We start from the raw sequence: 22,568 nt of genomic DNA, 5'->3' as shown, positions 1-22,568 counted from the left end.
AACCACGCTCCTGTGGGGTCTCGACATTCGCGCTGATCCCATTGGAGTCGCCGGTCTGCACTTCAATTAGCTGAAGTCTGTGGGGAAGATAAGTTCAAGATTCAGATCAAGATCAATAGTGAAAGAGTGTGATTCTCTTTAGAATAGAAATCAACTAAAGTTCTTCACCAAGGTCATTTGACAAAGAACCCTTTCATGGACATCCCCAGTTATCGATAACTGAATTCACTAGGAACAGCGTTGTGACGTTCGCCTTTGTCGAGTGCCGCGATTTTTGTTAGGTCTTCTTCGCTTAGTTCGAAGTCGAATACGTTTAGGTTTTCGTCCATTCGTGAAGGTGTGACTGTTTTTGGTATTGGAACTACGTCTGTTTGTAGGTGCCAACGTAGGATGATTTGAGCTGGTGTTTTGCTGTGTTGTTTTGCAAGTTCTTGGATTACGGGATCTTCTAAAACTTTGGTGCCGTTCATTAATGGGCTGTAGGCTTCGATTAGAATACCGTGTTCTTTACAGAATTTATGGAGTTCCGTTTGTTGCAAGTAGGGATGGTACTCGACTTGGTTTACGGCCGGAATGATTTCGCATTCGTCCATGATTCGTTGTAAATGCTCGATGTCAAAGTTGCAGACGCCGATTGCTTTTGCGCGACCGCTTTTATAAATGGTTTCTAAGGCTTTGTACGATTCTACGTACATGTCGAACATTGGTGTTGGCCAATGTATTAGATAAAGATCTACATAATCAAGACCGAGTTTTTCTAGGCTTTCATCAAAAGCTTGCAGTGCTGTGTCGTACCCTTGATCGGCATTCCAAAGTTTTGTTGTAATGAAGAGCTCTTCTCTGGGAACAGTAGTACTAGCGATTGCTTTCCCGACACCCTTTTCATTTTTATAAATTTTTGCGGTATCAATTAAACGATATCCGGCGTCTATTGCTTTTTGTATTGTATGTTCAGCTTCATCATCAGGAATTTTCCACACACCGTACCCAAGTTGTGGGATTTCAAGTCCATTATTTAGTGTTTTAGTTTGCATGAAATGACTTCCTTTCAGTGTTGTTCTATCAGTCTATCATAGGATTTTGGAAAATTGAATTTTATCGGATAAACGACTTGAATTGCGATTCCCAAACTTTCTTCTACGGTAGTTTAGGTCTATACTATAGTTAAGAATGGGATGCGATTCTGCAAGAAAACACGGGAATCGTATAAACAATCGTGTTCACAGGTTCGTCGCTACTGTCACAAGTTATACACCTACTCGTATTCAAAAAAAGGTAAAATTAGTTTATAGCTATACTGTTGTATGAACGATGTCATTTTTTTATTTTGTATTCAAGGTTGGGCTTATGAACAGGTTTCTAGTAAAGGGAGGAGAATGAAAAATGTTATTTGAAGATCCAGTATTTGCCAGTCGGGTATTAACATTACTAACCCTTTCGTTTCACATTATTTACGCAACAATAGGTGTCGGTGTTCCACTCCTGATAATGATTGCACATTGGGTGGGCATTAAGAAAAACGATGAACATTATCTTTTAATGGCTAAACGTTGGGCCCGCGGGTTTGCTGTCACAGTCGCTGTCGGTGTTGTAACCGGAACAGCAATCGGACTGCAACTTTCATTACTGTGGCCGAACTTCATGGAACTCGCAGGAAATATTATTGCACTACCTCTATTTTTAGAAGTATTTGCTTTCTTCTTTGAAGCAATATTTTTAGGGATTTATGCATATACGGGAGATCGATTTAAAGACAAACGTAAACACTTTTTGCTTCTAATTCCCGTGGTTCTTGGTGCGGCCGCTTCAGGACTATTCATTACCGTGCTCAATGCATTTATGAATTCTCCGCAAGGATTTGACATTGTTAATGGACAACTTATAAATGCAAATCCGGTTGCAGCAATGTTTACACCGGCAATGCCGACGAAAGTAGCCCACGTACTGGCAACGGCCTTCATGACGTCTGCATTTATGGTTGCAGCCATTTCAGCATACAAAATGATAAAAGGATCGAACCATATTTATCATAAGAAATCACTGTATATGACAATGAAAATAGGACTTGTGTTCTCTATAGCAGCTGCATTAATCGGAGATTTCTCGGGTAAATATTTAGCAGAGTACCAACCGGAAAAGTTAGCTGCAGCCGAATGGCATTTTGAAACAGAGGAAGGCGCTCCACTCTTAATGTATGGGATTTTGGATGAAAATGAAGAAGTGAAATATGCACTTAAGATTCCATTCGGACTCAGTATACTTGCACATGGAACTCCGAATTCAGAGGTGATTGGATTAGACCAATTTCCTGTAGAAGAAACGCCACCACTTATAATCCATTACTTTTTCGATTTAATGATTACGATTGGTGTATTCATGATAAGTCTTTCACTTGTCTATTTTATAGGAATAAAACGGGCATGGCCTTTCGTGAAATCGAAATGGTTCCGCTCGCTCATTGTTCTCGGAGGACCTCTATCCTTCCTAGCGATTGAAGCAGGATGGTGGATGACTGAAATGGGTCGATATCCATGGATTCTAAAAGGAATTATGACGATAGATGCGGCAGCAACGTCCAGCGAGTATGTTGGATTAATGGTAATTCTATTCGGGCTTTTGTATTTGTTTTTAGGAATTGGAACCGTAGTTGTATTACGCAGAATGTTTGTCAATAATCCAGTTGAGATAGAGCTTGAAAAACAAAGAGTTGCACAAGGTGGTGAAACAACATGAGTTTAGAAATAATAGGGATTACGGTCCTTTGGACATTTCTATTTGGTTATGTCATCTTGGGGTCAATTGATTTTGGAGCAGGATTTTTTAACGCGTACAGTATCATCACAGGTAGACAACATATCGTTTCAAATGTGATCCAGCGTTACTTATCTCCAGTTTGGGAAGTTACGAATGTGTTTTTCGTATTCTTCTTTGTTGGGATTGTTGGTTTTTTCCCGAAAACCGCATTTTATTATGGAACGGTACTCCTAGTTCCAGGAAGTATAGCGTTAATTTTAATGATCATTCGTGGTTCGTACTATGCCTTTGAACTGTATGGCTCAAAAGGATACAAGGGACATAAAGGGTATGCCTTCATGTATGGAGTTGCAGGCGTCTTGGTTCCGGCATCATTATCCATAGTGCTTACCATTTCGAATGGTGGATTCATCTCCATGATTGATGGAAATCCTGTTTTAGACTATGTGGCATTGTTTACGAGTCCCTTAACATGGTCCGTTGTCGTTTTATCTACCGTTGCAGTTCTGTATATATCGGCTGTTTTTCTTACTTGGTATGCGAATAGAGCACAAGATACAGGTGCAACAAACCTAATGCGCAAATATGCAATGTTTTGGGCTTTCCCTTTAATCATTGCTGCAGTGGGGATCATTTATGAACTGAGCTATCATAATCCGGAGCATTTCTCTCGTATTCTAGATTTATGGTGGATGTTCGGATTATCGTTCCTATTATGGATTGGGTCGGTATGGCTGATTTGGAAGCGAAAGCAATATGGAGCAGCAGTTGGCCTACTAATAGGACAGTTTGCTTTAGCCTTTTATGCATATGGAATTTCGCTGTATCCGTACTTGTTGTATCCACATTTAACGATTCACGAAGGATTTACAAATGATGCAATGGCAATTTCACTTATTGTGGTATTCATTTTAGGGTTGATATTGCTCGTTCCTTCTATGTATTTATTAGTGAAACTCTTCTTATTTGATAAAGAGTATGTCCAGGGAATCAAGAAAAAGGAGTGAGATGAATGCTAAATAACTTTCTAATCTTTGTCGCTCCATTTCTCGTACTTTTTGCTGCAACTGGAGTTGTTTTCTGGAGTGCACCAAAAGATGAATCTGTTACAAAAGAAAAATAAAGCAACACATTTAGTTGAGGTGGATGCTTCGCTAAATTAGCTCATTTTTCGGGAGGTTTAAGCAATGGTTGGACTTAAGGAATTAGCATTAGAACAGAAAAGAAAGCTGGTTCTCTTGGTCATTTTTGCTGTCACAACAGCTGCGGCAATAATTGTACAGAGTTATTTATTAGTCTCAGTTGTGGATCGCATTTTTTTAAAAGATGCAATATTCTCTGATGTATTACCATTATTGATAGGATTGTTCTTTGCGTTTTTAGCAAGAACAGTCCTTCAGTTTTTAAGTGGGAGAACTGGAGTGAAAATGGCTTCACAGGTAAAAGGAAATCTTCGAAAACTGCTTTTAAATAAATTTTCTAAAAATACAACGCAATCCTCACTTCAAGGACAGTCCGGTAAAAAAGTAAGTGTGATGATGGATACTGTGGATGAAATTGATAGTTATTTTAGCGAATATATTCCCCAAGTAATTCAAGCTACTATCATTCCTCTCCTTATTTTAGTCGTGATCTTCACACAACATTTTACCACTGGCTTGATTATTATGATTACTGCACCTTTCATACCAGTATTCATGATGATCATTGGTTTCAAAACAAAGGACAAATCCGAAGAACAAATGGATAAAATGGCTGCTTTTTCGGGTGGATTTCTGGATACGTTACAGGGATTGACGACCCTTAAATTATTGGGGCGTTCGAAAGAACAAAAAGAAAAAATTCGAAAAAGTAGTCTAGATTTTCGAGATGCGACGATGGAAGTACTTAAAGTTGCATTTCAAAACTCATTAGTTCTGGAATTCATTTCGATGCTCAGTATGGGGGTTATTGCCCTAGAACTTGCCCTTAGTTTAATCGTTTTTGAGAATATTACGTTTCTAACCGCATTTTATATGTTGGTATTAGCTCCAGAGTTTTATACGAAATTGAAAGACTTAGGAAGTGCTTTTCATACGGGGAGAGGAAGTATGGGAGCTGCTAAAAAACTAGCTGCTGAACTATCCGAAACAGACAATCCTATTGTATGGGGAACGGACAGCTTGGAAAGAGTAGTACCGCTTGCTATTGAGTTACGCAATGCAGGTTTTACGTATGGAGAAGATGCATTTGCATTAAAGAACATTCAACTAGCAATAGGTCCAAATGAACAAGTGGCAATTGTCGGTAAAACGGGTGCTGGGAAATCCACGCTTTTAAATGTGATTGCTGGACTTGTTTCGGTTTCAGAGGGAGAAATGCTGATTAATGGGAAACCAAGGTCAACCTTTAAAGAAAAAGATTGGTTTGATCGATTAAGTTACATTTCACAAAACCCGTATTTGTTTTCAGGGACAATTGCGGAAAACATTGCGATTGGCGGACGCTTGAATGCGACTCGCATAGAAATCATAGAAGCTGCTGAAAAAGCTGGGATTTCCGATTTAGTGAACTCACTAGAACACGGCTATGATACACCAATTGGTGAAGGTGGAAGAGACCTTTCAGGTGGAGAAAAACAGCGAATCGCTATTGCTCGAGCATTTCTAAAAAGTCCATCCATCATTCTGTTTGATGAACCGACAACGGGCCTTGATCTTCAGACTGAGAAGATATTGCAAGCTTCTATTCGGAAATTGTCTAAAAATTCGGCAGTCATAACAGTTGCACATAGACTTCATACGATTAAAAATGCCGACAAGATTATCTTCTTGGACAATGGAGAACTCTTGGCAACGGGCACACATGAGGAACTGCTGGAATCAGTAGAACCGTATCGTACGATGGTGTCTGTTCAGCAAGGAGGGATTGCAAATTGAAAAAACTAGGATTTGTGATCAAGTTATTATTCATTGAAAAAAAGGATCTATTCTATTCTCTTCTTTTCGGATTTATTGCTGGGATAACAGCTGTTGGTTTATTTGCATCCAGTGGATATTTGATTTCCAAGGCGGCTATAACTCCTTCAATCTTTACGCTCATGATCATTGTTGCGTCGGTTAAAATGCTAGGAATTATATCTGCATTAGGTCGTTACGGAGAACGTTATTTTTCTCATCGAGGGACATTTACGATGTTAAGCAATATGCGTGTTTCCTTTTACGAGCAGTTAGAGCCACTCGCACCAACAATTTTCCGGAAGTATAAAAGCGGAGATCTTCTTGCAAGAGTAGTGGGTGATGTGGAAGCGTTACAGAATTTCTTTTTGCGCGTTTTTTACCCACCGGTTGTATTACTCTTAGTGTTTTTATGTACACTCTTTTTTACTGCGCTGTTTTCAATAGAGGTAGCAGTGCTTCTATTCATCGGTTTGATGGTAACTACATTTGTCGTTCCAGCATTCTTTGCTTTAACACAACGAAAAGTGGATCGACTCGTGAGACAAAGGCGCGGAGAATTATCTACCAAAGTGACAGAATTTCTCTACGGTTTTCGTGATTTGAAAATCTACCAACAACTCGATGTAAAAGAAGGCGAACTGCATCAATCTGTACATGCCTATTTAGAAGAACAAGAACGTGAAAGTATTCATAACTTGTTCAGCCAGGCTGCAAACAAGTTTCTGTCGCTTTTCATATCTTTGCTTGTTCTAGGGACGGGCGCATATTTAGTGGCAGATGGTCGAATGGATGGGATCTACCTTGCGATGTTTGTCATGATTTCCCTGACTGTTTTTGAGAATACAACTTCTATGGCGGCTTTCCCAAGTTATTTAGAAGAGAGTCGGCAAGCCGCGACAAGACTTACTGAAGTTGTTGGAAAAGACGATGTACATGAGAAATCTCAAGAAGTTTTTGAAAACCGATCTATTCTAGGCGTCCCTTCGATTGAAATGAAGGATGTAACGTTTTCGTTTCCTAATGAAATGCGTACTACATTAACAAATGTAACCACATCGTTTCCGTCAGGCTCAAAAACAGCCATAGTCGGTCCAAGCGGTTCTGGAAAATCGACGATGTTGCAGTTGCTGTTAAAGTTTTATCGCGCAGACCAAGGTCAAATTCGCTTCAACGAAGATTCGATTGATCATTTATCACAAGAGACGATTTGGGAGAAGACAAATGTTCTGCTCCAAGAAAATCATTTTTTCTATGGAACAATTCGAGAAAATTTACTGCTTGCCAGTGATGAATTGAGTGATATAGAAATGGAAGAGATGTTGGGACAGGTAAAGCTTGGACACCTATCCTTAGACGATAAAGTCTTAGAAAAAGGGGAGAATCTTTCAGGTGGCGAAAAGCAGCGTCTCGCCATTTCCCGAGCCTTACTCGTAAAATCGTCATTTTGGCTTTTAGATGAGCCAACGTCCTCTATTGATGCATTAACAGAGGCGCACATTATGGATTATTTATTTGAAAAAGCGAAAGAGGCTACGATTATTCTCGTGAGTCATCGCTTAACAGGACTAGAGAAGATGGATCAAATCATTGTGATGGACAATGGAACTATCGTAGAGACGGGTACATTTGATGAATTGATGGAGCTTAAAGGGTACTTTTATGAAATGAAACAAATTGAGCAGAGCGTGTTTCTAGTCCATTAAAGTGGAACACTAGGTATTTAAAAATCGAAACTTTAAAACGCGAAGTGCTGATACCGGTTCAATTACTTTCAACTTGCATGGTTTAGTCCTATACTATATTTAGATGTACTAAAAAAAGGAGATGTATTGAATGAGTAAATTACAAGACAAAGTAGTTATTATTACGGGCGGTGCTGGCGGTATCGGTGGCGGTATTGCAAAAGCAATGGTTAAAGAAGGCGCGGTCGTAGCAATCGTTGATGTGAATGAAGAAATGGGACAAGCGATGGAGAAGGAACTTCAAGCAATTTCTCCAAAATCGATGTTCATTAAAGCAGATTTAATGGATCATAAAAACTTATTTAAAATTGTTGATACTGTTGTTGAAAAATGTGGCAAGCTCGACGTGTTGGTCAACAACGCACACGCTTCAAGACAATTTACAATTGAAGAAACGAGCCAAGAAGATTTAGATTTGTCGTTTGGTACTGGATTTTACCCAACATTCTACTTGATGCAAGCGGCACTTCCACACTTAAAAGAGACTAAAGGTAGTGTCATTAACTTCGCTTCTGGTGCAGGGATACGAGGCCAAGAAACTCAAGGTGCTTATGCTGCTGCTAAAGAAGCAATCCGCGGTATTTCGCGTGTAGCTGCAAATGAGTGGGGTCCGTTTGGCGTTAACGTTAATATCATTAGCCCACTTGCCAACTCTCCTGGTGTTCAGGCATGGGCAAAAGCACAACCTGAGTATTACGAACAAGTTGTAAACAAAATCCCACTAGGACGTTTTGGTGAATTAGAAGAAGATATTGGTCGCGTTGCAGTCTTTTTAGCATCTGAAGATTCACGATACATTACAGGACAAACGCTTATGGTTGATGGCGGATCGGTTATGTTAAGCTAATAAAAGCTTTCTTAAAAGGAGAGTTTAAATGAAACAAAAAAATATTTTCAAACTAATTCGCACAGTTGAACAGATGAATAATGAAAATATTATGCAGTTCACAAAAAAGTTTCAGCATCCTCTTGGTATTTCACCAATATTGGTATTGGCTGAGTTGCGTACAAAAGGCCCCCAAAAGCAGGCGGAATTAGCCGAAACAATCGGTTATACAAAGGGTGCCATGACGAATATTTCCGAAAAGCTTGTGCGTCTTGGCTTTGCGGAACGATTGTACGATGAATCGGACCGTCGAACGATTCAACTTCAAATTACAACTGCGGGTATGAATGCATTGAAAGAAGCCCAAGCAATTGGTGAAGATGTATTCATGCTGCTTTTTGAAAGCTTGAGTGAAGAAGAAATCAATCAGTATTTAATGATTCAAGAGAAGATTGTACAAGGTATTGAGAGTAGAAAGAAGAAATAACGTGGATATGAATTTGAAGGCCTTTGCTTAGTTATGCAAAGGCCTTTTTTGTACGTCGTGGAGTAAAGAGCATTCACAACCAGGGGTTGAACTGGCAATTGTACTTACACGAAAGCATGTTGACTACACACTTTTGTTTAGGGGTCCTATTTTCCGTATTCGATTTTCAACGTATAGGAAGTATCTTCTTGCCCTACGAGTGAATAGTATAAAAAATGATCGCCTATTTTAGTCCCTTGAAAAACAATCATTTGGTCAGACATGTTGATTTCATTCATTGTATAGCCTTTGTCCGTTAAAAAGTTTTTGTAATTGTCTTGGTCATCAACCATTTTTCCAGGCACTTCGTATGTGAGCATAATAGAATTTTCGTCTGTCACAATACTTTTAGTGAGGGTTGCATTAAGTGGTATGTATACATCTTCAGGGAAATCATCAAGAACCAGTTCTTGTGCATCTGCTTCTTCGCCGCTGTTTTCTTTATCTACTTCAGATACTTCATCGTCTTTATCAACAGTTTGGTCTGATTGATCACCATTATCTTTTGGACTTGAAACGCAAGCCGATAAAAGCAACAAAAGGGCAAGCAATCCGACAATGCTTTTTAAAGAGTTCATAAAAAACTACCTCCTTTTGTCGTTTTTTTATACTGTAACAAAGTAAGGTTAAGTTTAGGTTAAGTTAAGTTAAGTGAATACGTGCAAAGGTCTTTTTATTTTCGTATGAATACACTAGTTAAAGAGAATCACAAAAGGAGGGGAACAAGGATGGAGGATTGGATTACGAGTTTACAAACAGACACCCCACAAAAAGGGTTTGAACTAGCGATAGTGCTTGCACAAAAGGGTGTCATGTACACGCAACCTTCAGCAGAAGTGAGGGCGGAGCTCAGAAAGGTCTATTCAAATAACCCCAACAGTCTCATAATGGCCTCCCATGTTGTAGCAAACTACTTTCAAACAGTAGCTGCTGCCAACAATTATTGGAAATAACGGTCTTGTTAAAGAATGGCTTTCCTAAGAGCTGTTCTTTTTTGTTGAATGAAATGCAAACTCATCCAATCGCTACAATTTGAAGCTTCATTTCCCCGCCTGGTGTACTAAAGCTTACTTCATCGCCAACAGAACGTCCTAAAAGGCTCTTCGCCAGTGGTGAATCATTGGAAATCGTTCCGTTTAGTGGATCGGCTTCTGCCATACCTACGATTGTATATATTTCTTTTTCTCCGTTAGGAAGTTCGATAAATGTTACAGGCGTACCGAGAACAACCGAATCGACAAAGTGATTCTTTTCGCTGATCATTTCTGCATTTTCAAGCATGTCCAAGAGCAGTAAAATTCGTTCTTCCATCTGGGCTTGTGCTTTCATAGCCGCTGCGTATTCCGAGTCCTCTCTAAAGTCACAAAACGTTCGCGCTGTTTTAATGCGTTCCAATGCTTCTGTACGTTTTTGCGTCTGTAAGGTGTCTAGTTCTTGCAATACTGCGTGTTTTCCAGATTCCGTCATTGGATACTTTTTAGGTTTCATGGATTTTTCGCTCCTTTGTTAAATGTTTTTGGTATAGAGAATTAAGGTTTAATTCGAGCCAGGTGAAATGAATCAATTTCCTACCTATCATCCTACCTTACTATGCGAATAAGTAAATATGAAAGGACTCAATGTGGGAAACAATAGTGAAGGTTTGAGCAAATAGAATTGGTTTTCACTGTGGTACTAGAGGGGGGCTATGAATAATTCAAGCCTTATTGTATGAAAAAGAGTACAAATTGGCATGCTTTATTGTAAAGGTACGTTTTAACTAAGGAGGATGAAAAATGTCGAAAGATAAGAAGGGTTTATCAAGGCGGGACTTTCTTAAGACGACTGGTATTGCTACAGGTGCTTTGATAGGTGGGGGCGTACTTGGAAGTCTGATCACACAAAACGCTACAAAGGATGATGTTGCAGGGACGGGTAAAAACGAAGCGGGCGGCGGCGAATATGTCGGCGAGGTATTTCGCGGACGAATGTTCTTTACGAATGAAAACGAGTTCAAAGTATTATCGGAAGCGGTTGAACGAATATTTCCGGAGGATGAGCTTGGACCCGGTGCAATAGGACTTGGTGTCCCATATTTTATTGACAACCAATTAGCGGGGAATTACGGAAGCAATGCAAAAGAATATATGCAAGGACCATTCTTTGCGGGCGAATCTACACAAGGGTATCAAAGTAGACTTACCCGTGCCGAAATATTCAGGTCAGGCATCGCAAAAATGGATGAAGAAGCGAAAAAAAGATACGATACAGGATTTGCTGCGCTTGAAGGTGATCAAAAAGATGAAATAATTACTGCGTTTCAAAAGAATGAAATAAATATGAAGGGCGTAGCTTCAGAATTCTATTTTAAATTACTAAGGCAAGCCACCCTTGAAGGTGCTTACGCGGATCCAATCTATAACGGAAATATAAACATGGAAGGTTGGAAGATGAAAGGATTTCCGGGACATCAGATGGCCTATATTAAAGAAATTGAAACCGATAAATATATGAACATAAAGCCTAAGTCAATCAGCAGTATGGAACACTAAAGGAGGAAAAACAATTGGTGAAAACGTTGGATAAAGTGGATGTAGTGACTGTTGGTGTTGGATGGCTTGGTGGAATCATTGGGGCTGAGTGTGCGAAAGCTGGGATGAAAGTTGTTGGAATTGAGCGCGGAAAAGAACGGAGTACCGCGGATTATTTAAGGGTCCACGATGAGTATCGGTATGCAATCCGTTATGAATTAATGCAAGACCTTTCAAAAGAAACAATCACATTCAGAAACAGCCGAAAGATGCGCGCTCTCCCAATGCGTCAAATGGGATCATTCCTTCTAGGCGAAGGACTTGGAGGGTCCGGAACCCATTGGAATGGGCATACATGGCGTTTCCTTCCGTATGATTTCAATATTAAAACGTTAACGGATGAAAAGTACGGAAAAGACAAGCTGTCCGCAGATTACTTGCTTCAAGATTGGGGCATTACCTATGACGAGTTGGAGCCTTATTTCGATAAATTCGAAAAGACCGCCGGCATATCTGGTGAAGACAAAAACCCATTTGCGGGGAAACGTGCGAACGGGTTTCCTACGCCTCCGATGGTAAAGACACCCATCTTGAAAAAGTTTGAAAAAGCGACGAGTGATCTTGGTTATACTCCGTTTATGTTGCCTTCAGCTAATTTGTCGGAGTCTTATAAGAACCCTGATGGTCAAACAATAGCAGCTTGCCAATACTGCGGTTTTTGCGAGCGGTTCGGCTGCGAATATGGTGCGAAAACTTCACCAGAGATTACAGTTATTCCAACGGCACTAAAAACAGGAAACTATGAAGTTCGATTCCATGCAAATGTCGTCGAGGTCATGAAAGAAGGGAACAAAACGACAGGCGTTCGATACATTGATACGCAATCGGGAGAGGAGTTTTTCCAACCCGCCGATGTCGTTGTATTAACAAGTTATGTTATGAATAATGCAAAGCTTCTTATGGTATCAGGCATCGGAGAAATGTATGACCCCGAAACAGGAAAAGGAACACTCGGCAAAAACTATGCGTATCAGGTCCTTCCTGGTGCAACAGGGTTTTTCGATGAACAGATGAATGTCTTTATGGGCGCGGGTTCGCTAGGTATGACAATTGATGATCTGAACGGAGACAACTACGATCATAGCGAGTTGGATTTCATACACGGAGCGAGCATGTCGATTACTCAGACAGGCGTTCGGCCAATTCAATCGAATCCAGTCCCGGCAGATACACCTGCATGGGGCCCGGAATTTAAGAAGGCGTCCATTCATAATTATTCCAGGACGTTAAGTGTAGGTGGACAAGGAGCGTCCATGCCGCATAAGGAAAACTTTTTGTCGCTGGATCCAGATTATAAAGATGTGTACGGTGTCCCGTTACTTCAATTGACGTACAATTTTACCGAACAAGATCGTAAATTACACAAATATTTAACAGAAAAAGCAGCAACGATAATGAAAGAGATGGGTGCAAAAACCGTTATGGCCGGTAATCCAATATCGGATTACGACATAGTTCCGTACCAAACAACACATAATACAGGTGGAACCATTATGGGCGCGAGTCCGGAGAACAGTGTAGTGAACAATTTCTTGCAACATTGGGAAGTTGAAAATCTATTTGTAGTAGGTGCAGGGAACTTTCCTCATAACGGGGGTTATAATCCAACCGGTACCGTCGGAGCACTTGCGTACAGGGCAGCAGAAGGAATTATTAAATACAGCAAAGCCGAGGGTTCACTTGTGTAAGTGTCATATTGAGAGGAGGCGGGTTTAATGGGAGGTTTGGCAGCTATCGGTGTCCCAGGCTTAATCATCATATTGGTTATTGTGCTGATGTTATTCGGACCGAGAAAGTTGCCAGAAATTGGCTCAGCGGTCGGGAAAACACTTTCTGAATTCAAAAAATCCGCAAAAGAAATAATGGACGATGAAGATGAAGTACCAGTTAAGGAACCAAAGAAATTAGATAAAGGATAAGCATCAAATTGAATATCTATATTGTTTTTGTGTTCCGAGGAATGCACCACCATCAAAACGGCCCCCACTCATGGGTTGCCGTTTTTGTTATTTGAAAATTAGGGAAATGACAGTAGTTTTTATTGGCAGCTCCCTTGGTTTTGAGCGTAAATGATATAGGTATAAAGAACCCTTTTTCAATAAACTGGGTAAATAGTTAACTTCTTATGATTGCTTTACTATCAATCCTTGTAGGGCTTTATGAATGAAAATAAGATGTTTTACAGGAAGGGAGGAGGGTTGAAAGTGTTTTCTATTATATGTATGGTGGTAACCATAGAAAAAATAGTTGGATTGTGATTGATAGAAGAACATCGGTAGATTGAATCACATTTTTGTCGACCATAGAAGAAGGGGTCAAAGAATCGGATAACATTTATAAAAATGTTCTTGTAAGCGAACAACTAAAACATAGTGTTTTGAAACGATTGACGAATACGCAAAATTTGGAACATGCATTGGTTAACCCCGTTTAATCTTACCGCTTGATGGAAGAACAACAACAGCATCTGCGATGTATGAAGCAAACCACTTAGTTTAATAAACCATACGTACAAAACGTGTAACGCGTAACAAATTATTTTTTGGAGGAATAGTGTGTATAAAATTGAATTGAAAAATTTAACAAAAGTATTTGGTCCGCAACCTTTGCAAGGGTTGAAATTGTTGGAAGATGGCCAGACAAAGTCCGAAATTCTAGATAAGACAGGAATGACGGTAGGTGTAAACAAAGCATCCCTTCAAATAAAAACCGGAGAAACTTTTGTCATAATGGGCTTATCGGGTAGTGGGAAATCAACATTAATCCGATTGGTGAATCGGTTGATTGAACCGACAAGTGGAGAAGTTTTAATTGATGGTGAAAATATGACTAAAATGAAGACTCCAGAACTATTGGAAACTAGAAGAAAAAAACTCGGGATGGTCTTTCAGAACTTTGGTTTATTGCCCCACCGTACTATTTTAAGTAATGTTGCGTACGGGTTGGAAATTCAAGGGATAAATAAAGAGGAACGAGAAGCGAAAGCACTTAAAGTTATTGATGATGTAGGACTGAAAGGATATGAAGCAAGTTTCCCAAGCGAACTTAGTGGTGGGATGCAGCAACGTGTCGGGATAGCAAGAGCTTTAACAAATGATACGGATATTCTTTTAATGGATGAGGCCTTTAGTGCACTAGATCCCATTATTCGAAAAGAAATGCAAAATGAATTGATGAGTCTACAAAGCAGATTAGGCAAAACAATCTTATTCATTACCCATGATTTGGATGAGGCCTTAAAACTGGGTGATCGAATAGCGATTATGAAAGATGGCGAAATCGTCCAAGTTGGAACAGCAGAGCAAATATTGGAAAATCCAGCAAATGATTATGTAGCCGATTTTGTAAAAGATATCGATCGCTCGAAAATCTTGGAAGCATCTCACGTTATGAAGCGACCAGAAGTCGTTATGACACATAGAGATGGTCCACGCATGGCCGTGCGTAAGATGGAAGAAGTTGGTGCGTCAAGTATCTTTGTTGTTGGAAAAGAAAACGATTTCAAAGGTTTACTGACGATTGATGACGCAATCAGAGCATACAAACAGGAAATTCCCTTAAAAGAAGTCCTTATTGAAGATGTGATTTCTGTACATCCGAGTACTTCACTTAATGACCTCATTGAAATCGCAGTCGATTCGAAATATCCGATTACAGTGGTGGAAGATGGCAAGTTGTTAGGAATCATTTCACGTGTGTCTATTCTTTCTGGACTTGTACTAGGGAAAGAAATAGATAAAGAGACAGATACAGTAATAGATAAAGAGACAGACATCGTAGTAGAAAAAGAAATAGACAATGACGAGGTGGGTGCACAATGAATTATTTTAACTTCCCCATCGAAGATTATACGAATAACTTTGTAGATAATTGGTTACTCCCAAATACAGCAGAGTTTTTCGACAAAATCAGTGATTTTCTACGCGCATTTATTAACATGGTTACGGATTTCCTGCTTTTCATACCAGCTGAAGTCATTGTAGTACTGGTCATTTTGGTAGCTTGGAAAGTTTCAGGAAAAGGGCTTGCTTTATTTGCGCTCATTGGTGGTTTTTATGTAGGAGCGGTGGATTTATGGGACGAATCGATTCAAACCGTTGCCATTGTAATTGTATCCACTGCCATATCTGTTTTATTTGGTATTCCGATTGGTGTTTTAACAGCATTAAATAAAACAGCCGATCGAATTGTACGACCGTTACTAGACTTCATGCAGACATTGCCTAGTTTTGTTTATTTAATACCGGCGATTTTGTTATTTGGTCTTGGAAGCGTACCTGCTGTAATCGCCACATTTGTATTCGCGACACCACCTGTGGTTCGTATGACGAGTTTAGGTGTGAAACAAGCACCTGAAGATGTGATTGAAGCATCTAGAGCTTTCGGATCTACTCGCTGGCAACTACTTGTGAAGATTCAGTTTCCACTTGCGATACCAACAATTATGGCAGGGGTCAACCAAACAATGATGTTAGCCCTTTCTATGGCAGTCATTGCTTCAATGATTGGTGCACCAGGACTAGGGGACACTGTGTTAACTGGTATTTCCACAGTGAACATCGGACTCGGATTATCTGGTGGTTTAGCGATTGTTGTAATGGCCATTATTTTAGATAGAATAACGCAAAGTATAGGTAAAAAATCGTAACAGTTAGGGAGAGATAAGTTTGAAAAAAATAATTTTAGCAAGTCTGATGGCAGTACTGCTCGTCATTATGGCTGCATGTGGTTCATCAGATGACAAAGAAAAAGGAACAGAATCAACTAAAAAAGACACGACGATCACATTGGGTGTAACACCATGGACAAGTACAGTTCCACCAACAGCAGTTGCCAAACTAATCATTGAAGATATGGGTTATTCAGTGAAAGAAGTAAAAGCAGATGTAGGAAACGTGGTCATTGGACTTTCACGTGGAGACATTGATGCGTTCATGGACATATGGCTTCCAGGTCATGTAAACCACATTACAAAATTCGAAGATGATATTGAAGAACTGTCTATCAGCTATGATGATGCAGAACTTGGCATAATTGTCCCTGCATATATGACAGATATTAACAGTATAGAAGATCTAAAAGGAAAAGAAGATTTATTCAATAATGAATTGTTCGGAATCGAAGAAGGCTCTGGTGGTACACCACTTATTAATGATGCAATCGATAAGTACGAACTAGATATGAAACAAGTGAACTCTTCAGAAGGCGGCATGTTAGCGCAAGCTCAACGCTTTATGAGTGCTGAAAAGCCGGTCGTATTTTACGGATGGCGCCCACACTCAATGTTTAATAAATTCGATTTAAAGTTACTTGAAGATGAGAAAAACATCTTTGAATCATCTACAGTACTCGTATATGGTAATAACGGTCTGAAAGAAAAAGCACCTGATGTTCATGCGTTTTTGAGCAATTGGAGCATTACTCTTGACGAGGTCGAACAAATGATCCTAGAGATTGAAGAAGACGGCAAGGACCCTGAAGAACTTGCACGTGAATGGATTGACAATAACCAAGATAAAGTCGATGAAATGTTAGGTAAGTAAAACATAAGCTCTGCATGGTGAGTAAGATATCACCGTTCAGAGCTTTTTTTCATTAAATGGGGCAGCAGACGATGCAGTCTTCTAGTTATGTAGAGTAAATTTAAGGAGAGATTCGTTTGAAGAAAATCGTTTTAGCAAGTCTGATGGCAGTACTGCTCGTAATAATGGCTGCATGTGGTTCAGATGACAAAGAAACAGGAACAGAATCGAACAAAAAAGAAGACACGACAATCACATTTGGCGTAACACCGTGGACAAGTACAGTACCGCCAACTAAGATTGCCAAACTGATCATTGAAGATATGGGATATACAGTGGAAGAAGTCAATGCGGATGTAGGAAACGTGGTCATTGGCCTTGGACGAGGAGATCTTGATGTGTTCATGGATTTGTGGCTTCCAGTGCACGAGGTTAAAATTGAAAAAAATAAAGACAACATCGAAGCATTGTCCATTAGTTATGATAATGCAGCATTGGGTATAGTTGTCCCTACTTATATGACGGATATAAATAGTGTAAGCGATCTTGTAGGAAAAGAAGATATGTTCAACAATGAATTATATGGAATTGAAGAAGGCGCAGGTACGACACCAACTATTAACGAATTGATTGATAGTTACGGATTGGATATGAAGCAAATCACCTCTTCAGAAGGGGGAATGTTGGCCCAAGCCAAGCGTTTTATAAGCGATGAAAAACCGGTCGTTTTTTACGGATGGCGTCCACATACGATGTTTAATAAATACGATTTAAAAATGCTTGAAGATGAGAAAAACCACTTTGAAGCCTCTACAGTAACAGTATTTGGGAATAAAGAGTTGAAAGAAAAAGCACCAGAGGTCCATGCATTTCTGAGCAATTGGAACATTTCCATTGATGATATGGAAGAACTGATTGAAGTACTTGAAAACGACGGAACGGATCCTGAAGAACTTGCACGTGAATGGATTGACAACAACCAAGATAAAGTCAACAAGATGTTAGGTAAGTAAAACATAAGCTCTGCATGGTGGGTAAGATACTACCGTTCAGAGCTTTTTTTATTAAATGGGGCAGCAGACGATGCAGTCTCCTAGTTAATTAAAGTAAATTTAGGGAGAGATTCGTTTGAAGAAGATAGTTTTAGCAAGTTTGATGGCAGTGCTGCTTGTAGTTATGGCTGCATGTGGTTCAGAAGACAAAGACACAAAAACAGAAACAGAAAAGGAATCAGCTAACAAAGAAGACACAACGATCACATTTGGCGTTACACCATGGACAAGTACGATTCCGCCAACAGCGATTGCCAAACTGATCATTGAAGATATGGGGTATTCAGTGGAAGAAGTAAAAGCGGATGCGGGAAATGTGTTCGTTGGCCTTTCACGTGGAGATATAGATGTGTTTATGGATTCTTGGTTACCAGCACATGAGAACCACATTTCGAAATTTGAGGATACGATTGAAGAAATAGCAATCAGTTATGATGATGTGCCGACGGGTCTAGTTGTCCCTACCTATATGACCGATATTAACAGCATAAACGATCTTGCAGGAAACGAAGAGTTGTTCAACAATGAAGTATTTGGTCTTGAAGAGGGTGCCAGTGGTGCTACAAGACTTATTAATGAAGCGATTGAAGGGTACGGGTTAGATATGACACAAGTGAACTCTTCAGAAGGCGGTATGTTAGCGCAAGCGAAACGCGCTATAAGTGCCGAAAAGCCGGTCGTTTTTTACGGATGGCGTCCACATTCGATGTTTAAAACATTCGATTTGAAAGTGCTTGAAGATGAGGACAACAAGTTTGAAATATCTACAATAAAAGTGTTTGCAAATAATGGTTTGAAAGAAAAAGCGCCCGATGTTCATGCGTTTTTGACGAATTGGGGCACTACAATTGAAATTGTGGAAGAAATGATTCAAACGATGGACACAGATGGAACTAAAGCTGAAGTTCTTGCACGTGAATGGATTGAGAACAACCAAGATAAAGTTAATGAAATGTTAGGTAAGTAAATTAGATGAGCTCTGTAAGGTGAGTAAGACATCACCTGCAGGGCTTTTTTTATTGTGTAGTGGCCCATGAAAGTGCTTGTGAGCGTCACCTAGGACGAATTATGTAAATGATGGTAATCCAGTGCATAGGACTCATCCAGCTCACCTTCGGGTAGGTAGGTCGTAGGGTGGCCTTCTCTAGCTCGATTTGAGGTGTCGGTGCAAGGAAATGTAAATGATGTACTTATGTATTTGAAAAGAGATCATAAACACTTTGATGAGCGTCTTGTCATAACATAGATTTTAGTCGAAGAAAATTTTAGTTCGATAGAATCATTTTCAGAAAGACATTATTTCTAATCATGCTGCGTGTTATTTATGGTAAACTAAAGAGTAAGTAAACGAAATATTCGAACTATGGAAGACGCTCAGAAACATGTCCTATTTCTATATTTGTAAACTGTCAGATGCGATACTTTACTATTAATTTGATATAAAAAATAGACAAAGGGAGGAATACGAAAATGAAAAAACATGTTTTGACGTTGTTTCTAATCGTAGGAATGTGTCTTACTTTAGTCGCGTGTAACGATGCCGGTGATGATTCGTCGAACACAAATACGGACTCGGTTAAAGCGACTGAATCCAAAAAGGATAAGGGCGTTGGGGAGAAATCCACTGATGACGATAAACCAGAACAAAAGGATGAGACAGGGAAAGAGTTATCGATACCTGATGATATACCCAAGGATTTTCCGTTTCCAGAGGGAATGGTCATAACGAACATATCCGATAAGTCGGATGAGGAGAAAATTGGTTATTACATCGATATCAACTTAGAAAACATTGATGTGGTAGAAGTATTTGACATGTACCGGGAGTACTCCGAAAAGATCGGTTACATGATTACAAAAGATGGTGAAGTGGAAAGTGTACCTGGTGTCTTTCAATTTGCTACACTCAAAACATCTACAGACATGTTTATTATTACATTGAGACCAGAAGAAGAAAATGGAATGATTCAAGTTTTAGTAGGGAAGTGACCAATACACGAAAAGGTGATTAATATTGTGTACCTGTGCCAGAAACATTCAAGGAAGTTTAAACAAACTTGATTGTTTGGCACACAGGTACACTTTTTTACTTGCCCGCGTACTTTAAACGTCAACTTCTCCTTTACTAAAATCTAATTCGAATGATTTCGGTGAACTGCTTTCCTCAATCTTTCCACCTCTCGTTTCTTCCAAATAGTTTTCAAAATGTGTTGCGTTGAATAAAGTTGAAGGGCGTAAATACTTTTGCCAATGTGGATCGTTCAACCACTCTCTCACTTTCCAATCAATGACCTTTTTGAAATCCTCGAGGTTATATCCTTCTCGGTAGCGTGCTTTCACTAATCGTTCTGTTGGTTTTGAAGTTGTTTGAAAATCCTTTTGTGCTTTTTCATTTAAATAGTCAATGACAGACACAACGCCCGGATCGTTCTCGACAGTATACTTCTTAATACTCTTAATCTCTTTGGTTATTGCTGAGGGCAAATCGCCTTGTAGAGTGGGTGCAATTTGCATTTCATCTTGAGCTGAATTTGCAATCGCAGTGGGGGCATTTTGCAATGTCAGGTCATGCAAAGACGAATAGTCAATCCGGTACCATTTAGTCTTGTCCATCTTCATATGGTTATACTCCGCGGTAGAAATGATAATACCAATCTTTTCTAACTTACGAATGGTTCTTTTAATCGTATCCACAGACCAAAATGGAAACTCTTCAGTTTTCCACTCATCGTACGTCTTATACACCCATCTATAGCCACTCCTATGATTTTGAGAAATGAGCGATCTAAAATGGAGTTGTTGCAACAAAATGGCTTCGTTCAACCCAACTTGTACTGCCAACGATGGAATAATTTGAAGCGGTGCCTCGTTAATTAATAATTTCATCTTAAAACTCCTCCTAGTAAACACCTTTTAAATACACCATCAGTTGATGGCGGTTTTATTCATAAAAGCACTATAGCTTTTGCACAGTCGAATGGGACTATTCACTAGATATATAGACCTTGAATCATAAAAAGGATACTAAGAAGAAAAATTCTTTTTGACTAGGGGCTTTCTACTGCATGAAAAAAAGTGAATCCCATCTAAAAATTGAATTCCACGGGCACATCATATTCCATGAACATATTACCGAATAAAAGTTTACCAATCAATTCACGAAGTACGCCGTCGTAATAGCCGGAAATGTTATGGATATTCTTCTTTTTTGTTGCCTGAAATGTGATGGACAGTGCTTGTAGGGAGAGCGCATTGAATTGTTCGGATTTCCCTTTGTAAATATCATACTTTAAATAGCGCAGCGTTTGCGCACGGTATACGCCATATAATCTGCTGACTAAGGGCTGATTGTCTTTGCCTTTGAAGGATTCAACAAACTTTTTAAATCGATTGTAATGAGTGACGCTCACTTGGTGATACGTATTATGTATATAAGAATCTTTTTTGCTTATAAAAGAGATAGGTTCGTTCTTCGAATTGTTACTTGTATCCGTTGCAGGAGTAGGTTTTGTGAGCTCCTTGCGAGGTGCTGCTTTCGATACGACACTTGATGGTAAAAAAATATAAAGATTGGCTCCAAAACCGCCGGATACTTGCCGGATAAACGGTTTGATTTCGATGATTTGTAAGCGTTCAAGTTTGCGAATCGCACGTTGAATGGTACGCTCCGACTTATCCACATGCTTTGCAATTGTAGCAACTTTTAAATGAGCCACACCCGGATATTTTATGGCGTAACGGCTGAGCATTAAGAGTACATCACGGTCCGTTTCGTTTAATTCATACTTGCAACGGCCGAGATGGGAGGCAGTTGCTTCATTTAATTCGTGTTTGGATTGGAATGGTTGGTGGTTTGTTAAATAATTCATTGGCTCGTCCCCTTTGGATTCATTAGACCTATTAAATACGCTGTCACTACGTATATAGGTGAAAATCTTTAAAAGGGATACTTTTGAGTGAAAATAGTTTTGCGTGCTTGTGTAAGAAAGGTTCATGGAAGTTTGAAAAAATAGGATTGGTTGTCATATGGATTCCTTTAATAGCCGCAAAAAAACACCCCGAAAGTTAGATTGTAATTCTAAATTTCGGGGTGCATTTTAATTAATACTATTTTATTATCTACTCAATGGCCTGCTAAACGTTTTTCAAAATTCCCCTTGAATAACAAAATAGCATCCATATTTACTGCGAAATCGTAGTCACTGATATTCATATTAGTGACAAACTCGTTAGATCGCTCACGTACCATAATTGTCGGACGGATAGTATCTCCAATAGCGTCCTGAGTTACAGTGCTGCCGTAAAAATACCAGTTCGTTTCAGTAGGTGAATCTGCTTTATTTGTAGATAAATCCTTTTTTATGAGTTCGCATAAGTTATCCATAAAATCTTCACTTAGCTCAAGGGTTTTTCCGTATTCACCATCAACAGATATATCAGCATATCCATACCATATATTCCTACTTGAATGCTTTCCGTCATTAGATGTGTGTGTTTCGTCGAATAGAATTTTCATTTTTATTCGCCTCCAATTTAATTAGATTTCTTAAAACCAGTATACGCTAATTAGGAAATTTCAAAAAAAATTAGACGGATCCGTACAAGAATGATATTTTAAGGCAATTGTATACAAGTAA

Annotated in this window: 23 protein-coding genes; 17 read left to right on the top strand and 6 right to left on the bottom strand. The window is 39.3% G+C overall.

From position 1 onward, the window contains the following. Positions 1–209: 209 nt before the first annotated feature. Positions 210–1,034: an aldo/keto reductase gene (locus ACFSFY_RS12650; protein WP_381538554.1), complete on the bottom strand. Its 825-nt coding sequence runs from the start codon at positions 1,032–1,034 to the stop codon at positions 210–212. Between the two features lie 349 nt (positions 1,035–1,383). On the opposite strand from ACFSFY_RS12650, the gene ACFSFY_RS12645 reads away from it, so the two are divergent. From ACFSFY_RS12645 to ACFSFY_RS12615, 7 genes are all read left to right on the top strand, one after another. Beyond that, a complete protein-coding gene (locus ACFSFY_RS12645) occupies positions 1,384–2,733 on the top strand; it encodes a cytochrome ubiquinol oxidase subunit I (RefSeq protein WP_381538552.1) in 1,350 nt (449 codons plus the stop codon). After that, the gene (locus tag ACFSFY_RS12640; RefSeq protein ID WP_381538550.1) at positions 2,730–3,761 is read left to right on the top strand and encodes a cytochrome d ubiquinol oxidase subunit II; all 1,032 of its coding nucleotides are present in this window, start codon (positions 2,730–2,732) and stop codon (positions 3,759–3,761) included. Before ACFSFY_RS12645 ends, ACFSFY_RS12640 begins: the two co-directional genes overlap by 4 nt. Positions 3,762–3,766: 5 nt before the next feature. Continuing rightward, positions 3,767–3,877, top strand: a complete 111-nt coding sequence (cydS, locus tag ACFSFY_RS12635) for a cytochrome bd oxidase small subunit CydS family protein (protein ID WP_381538548.1) — start codon at positions 3,767–3,769, stop codon at positions 3,875–3,877. A 64-nt stretch (positions 3,878–3,941) separates the two neighbouring features. Further along, positions 3,942–5,672 carry a thiol reductant ABC exporter subunit CydD gene (cydD, locus tag ACFSFY_RS12630; protein WP_381538546.1) on the top strand — a complete coding sequence of 577 codons (1,731 nt, stop codon included), beginning with the start codon at positions 3,942–3,944 and terminating at the stop codon, positions 5,670–5,672. Beyond that, positions 5,669–7,396, top strand: a complete 1,728-nt coding sequence (gene cydC, locus ACFSFY_RS12625) for a thiol reductant ABC exporter subunit CydC (protein WP_381538544.1) — start codon at positions 5,669–5,671, stop codon at positions 7,394–7,396. Before cydD ends, cydC begins: the two co-directional genes overlap by 4 nt. A 130-nt stretch (positions 7,397–7,526) precedes the next feature. Continuing rightward, positions 7,527–8,282: an SDR family NAD(P)-dependent oxidoreductase gene (locus ACFSFY_RS12620; RefSeq protein ID WP_381538543.1), complete on the top strand. Its 756-nt coding sequence runs from the start codon at positions 7,527–7,529 to the stop codon at positions 8,280–8,282. A gap of 28 nt (positions 8,283–8,310) precedes the next feature. Beyond that, entirely contained in the window at positions 8,311–8,748 is a 438-nt protein-coding gene (locus tag ACFSFY_RS12615; protein WP_381538541.1) for a MarR family winged helix-turn-helix transcriptional regulator, read from the top strand. Between the two features lie 146 nt (positions 8,749–8,894). Here ACFSFY_RS12615 and ACFSFY_RS12610 read toward each other — a convergent pair whose 3' ends face one another. Beyond that, complete coding sequence (locus ACFSFY_RS12610; protein WP_381538539.1) at positions 8,895–9,365, bottom strand: hypothetical protein; 471 nt, start codon at positions 9,363–9,365, stop codon at positions 8,895–8,897. 150 nt (positions 9,366–9,515) lie between these two features. Here ACFSFY_RS12610 and ACFSFY_RS12605 point away from each other — a divergent pair, with 150 nt between their 5' ends. Next, positions 9,516–9,740, top strand: a complete 225-nt coding sequence (locus ACFSFY_RS12605) for a hexameric tyrosine-coordinated heme protein (protein ID WP_381538537.1) — start codon at positions 9,516–9,518, stop codon at positions 9,738–9,740. 61 nt (positions 9,741–9,801) lie between these two features. Here the strand turns inward: ACFSFY_RS12605 and greA are convergent, their stop codons facing one another. Then, positions 9,802–10,275 (bottom strand): transcription elongation factor GreA, encoded by a 474-nt coding sequence (gene greA / locus ACFSFY_RS12600; RefSeq protein WP_381538535.1) that lies wholly within the window; start codon positions 10,273–10,275, stop codon positions 9,802–9,804. A 287-nt stretch (positions 10,276–10,562) separates the two neighbouring features. On the opposite strand from greA, the gene ACFSFY_RS12595 reads away from it, so the two are divergent. The 9 genes from ACFSFY_RS12595 to ACFSFY_RS12555 all read left to right on the top strand — a co-directional run bounded on the left by ACFSFY_RS12595 (position 10,563) and on the right by ACFSFY_RS12555 (position 19,920). Further along, positions 10,563–11,318 carry a gluconate 2-dehydrogenase subunit 3 family protein gene (locus ACFSFY_RS12595; RefSeq protein ID WP_381538533.1) on the top strand — a complete coding sequence of 252 codons (756 nt, stop codon included), beginning with the start codon at positions 10,563–10,565 and terminating at the stop codon, positions 11,316–11,318. Between the two features lie 14 nt (positions 11,319–11,332). Then, the gene (locus tag ACFSFY_RS12590) at positions 11,333–13,045 is read left to right on the top strand and encodes a GMC family oxidoreductase (protein ID WP_381538531.1); all 1,713 of its coding nucleotides are present in this window, start codon (positions 11,333–11,335) and stop codon (positions 13,043–13,045) included. Positions 13,046–13,072: 27 nt separating this feature from the next. After that, on the top strand, positions 13,073–13,276 hold the full coding sequence (locus tag ACFSFY_RS12585) for a twin-arginine translocase TatA/TatE family subunit (RefSeq protein WP_381538529.1): 204 nt from the start codon (positions 13,073–13,075) through the stop codon (positions 13,274–13,276). 636 nt (positions 13,277–13,912) lie between these two features. Continuing rightward, on the top strand, positions 13,913–15,178 hold the full coding sequence (locus ACFSFY_RS12580; RefSeq protein WP_381538527.1) for a quaternary amine ABC transporter ATP-binding protein: 1,266 nt from the start codon (positions 13,913–13,915) through the stop codon (positions 15,176–15,178). Further along, a complete protein-coding gene (locus ACFSFY_RS12575; protein WP_381538526.1) occupies positions 15,175–16,005 on the top strand; it encodes an ABC transporter permease in 831 nt (276 codons plus the stop codon). Before ACFSFY_RS12580 ends, ACFSFY_RS12575 begins: the two co-directional genes overlap by 4 nt. Before the next feature lie 19 nt (positions 16,006–16,024). Beyond that, complete coding sequence (locus ACFSFY_RS12570) at positions 16,025–16,900, top strand: glycine betaine ABC transporter substrate-binding protein (RefSeq protein ID WP_381538525.1); 876 nt, start codon at positions 16,025–16,027, stop codon at positions 16,898–16,900. A 116-nt stretch (positions 16,901–17,016) separates the two neighbouring features. Beyond that, positions 17,017–17,892, top strand: coding sequence for a glycine betaine ABC transporter substrate-binding protein (locus ACFSFY_RS12565; RefSeq protein ID WP_381538524.1), 876 nt, complete (start codon positions 17,017–17,019; stop codon positions 17,890–17,892). Between the two features lie 115 nt (positions 17,893–18,007). Beyond that, entirely contained in the window at positions 18,008–18,898 is an 891-nt protein-coding gene (locus tag ACFSFY_RS12560; protein WP_381538522.1) for a glycine betaine ABC transporter substrate-binding protein, read from the top strand. A 503-nt stretch (positions 18,899–19,401) separates the two neighbouring features. Continuing rightward, positions 19,402–19,920, top strand: a complete 519-nt coding sequence (locus tag ACFSFY_RS12555; RefSeq protein WP_381538520.1) for a hypothetical protein — start codon at positions 19,402–19,404, stop codon at positions 19,918–19,920. 114 nt (positions 19,921–20,034) lie between these two features. On the opposite strand, the gene ACFSFY_RS12550 is transcribed toward ACFSFY_RS12555, so the two are convergent. The 3 genes from ACFSFY_RS12550 to ACFSFY_RS12540 all read right to left on the bottom strand — a co-directional run bounded on the left by ACFSFY_RS12550 (position 20,035) and on the right by ACFSFY_RS12540 (position 22,447). Next, the gene (locus ACFSFY_RS12550) at positions 20,035–20,817 is read right to left on the bottom strand and encodes a conserved phage C-terminal domain-containing protein (RefSeq protein ID WP_381538518.1); all 783 of its coding nucleotides are present in this window, start codon (positions 20,815–20,817) and stop codon (positions 20,035–20,037) included. Positions 20,818–21,017: 200 nt separating this feature from the next. Further along, a complete protein-coding gene (locus ACFSFY_RS12545; protein ID WP_381538516.1) occupies positions 21,018–21,800 on the bottom strand; it encodes a helix-turn-helix domain-containing protein in 783 nt (260 codons plus the stop codon). A gap of 254 nt (positions 21,801–22,054) precedes the next feature. Then, the gene (locus tag ACFSFY_RS12540; RefSeq protein ID WP_381538514.1) at positions 22,055–22,447 is read right to left on the bottom strand and encodes a hypothetical protein; all 393 of its coding nucleotides are present in this window, start codon (positions 22,445–22,447) and stop codon (positions 22,055–22,057) included. Between the last annotated feature and the right edge of the window lie 121 nt (positions 22,448–22,568).

It is taken from the genome of Sporosarcina siberiensis, assembly GCF_042681925.1.
Classification (GTDB): domain Bacteria; phylum Bacillota; class Bacilli; order Bacillales_A; family Planococcaceae; genus Sporosarcina; species Sporosarcina siberiensis.
The sequence above is the reverse complement of the archived record's forward strand: the minus strand, read 5'-3'. Positions and strand labels throughout refer to the sequence as shown.

Excerpts from the sequence above, each read along its gene's own strand:
- ACFSFY_RS12555 (WP_381538520.1), top strand. The coding sequence starts at position 19,402 with ATGAAAAAACATGTTTTGACGTTGTTTCTAATCGTAGGAATGTGTCTT.
- greA (WP_381538535.1), bottom strand. The coding sequence starts at position 10,275 with ATGAAACCTAAAAAGTATCCAATGACGGAATCTGGAAAACACGCAGTA.
- ACFSFY_RS12545 (WP_381538516.1), bottom strand. The coding sequence starts at position 21,800 with ATGAATTATTTAACAAACCACCAACCATTCCAATCCAAACACGAATTA.
- ACFSFY_RS12645 (WP_381538552.1), top strand. The coding sequence starts at position 1,384 with ATGTTATTTGAAGATCCAGTATTTGCCAGTCGGGTATTAACATTACTA.
- ACFSFY_RS12605 (WP_381538537.1), top strand. The coding sequence starts at position 9,516 with ATGGAGGATTGGATTACGAGTTTACAAACAGACACCCCACAAAAAGGG.
- ACFSFY_RS12575 (WP_381538526.1), top strand. The coding sequence starts at position 15,175 with ATGAATTATTTTAACTTCCCCATCGAAGATTATACGAATAACTTTGTA.
- ACFSFY_RS12595 (WP_381538533.1), top strand. The coding sequence starts at position 10,563 with ATGTCGAAAGATAAGAAGGGTTTATCAAGGCGGGACTTTCTTAAGACG.
- ACFSFY_RS12585 (WP_381538529.1), top strand. The coding sequence starts at position 13,073 with ATGGGAGGTTTGGCAGCTATCGGTGTCCCAGGCTTAATCATCATATTG.
- ACFSFY_RS12615 (WP_381538541.1), top strand. The coding sequence starts at position 8,311 with ATGAAACAAAAAAATATTTTCAAACTAATTCGCACAGTTGAACAGATG.
- ACFSFY_RS12550 (WP_381538518.1), bottom strand. The coding sequence starts at position 20,817 with ATGAAATTATTAATTAACGAGGCACCGCTTCAAATTATTCCATCGTTG.
- cydS (WP_381538548.1), top strand. The coding sequence starts at position 3,767 with ATGCTAAATAACTTTCTAATCTTTGTCGCTCCATTTCTCGTACTTTTT.
- ACFSFY_RS12640 (WP_381538550.1), top strand. The coding sequence starts at position 2,730 with ATGAGTTTAGAAATAATAGGGATTACGGTCCTTTGGACATTTCTATTT.
- ACFSFY_RS12540 (WP_381538514.1), bottom strand. The coding sequence starts at position 22,447 with ATGAAAATTCTATTCGACGAAACACACACATCTAATGACGGAAAGCAT.
- ACFSFY_RS12610 (WP_381538539.1), bottom strand. The coding sequence starts at position 9,365 with ATGAACTCTTTAAAAAGCATTGTCGGATTGCTTGCCCTTTTGTTGCTT.
- ACFSFY_RS12650 (WP_381538554.1), bottom strand. The coding sequence starts at position 1,034 with ATGCAAACTAAAACACTAAATAATGGACTTGAAATCCCACAACTTGGG.
- ACFSFY_RS12620 (WP_381538543.1), top strand. The coding sequence starts at position 7,527 with ATGAGTAAATTACAAGACAAAGTAGTTATTATTACGGGCGGTGCTGGC.
- cydD (WP_381538546.1), top strand. The coding sequence starts at position 3,942 with ATGGTTGGACTTAAGGAATTAGCATTAGAACAGAAAAGAAAGCTGGTT.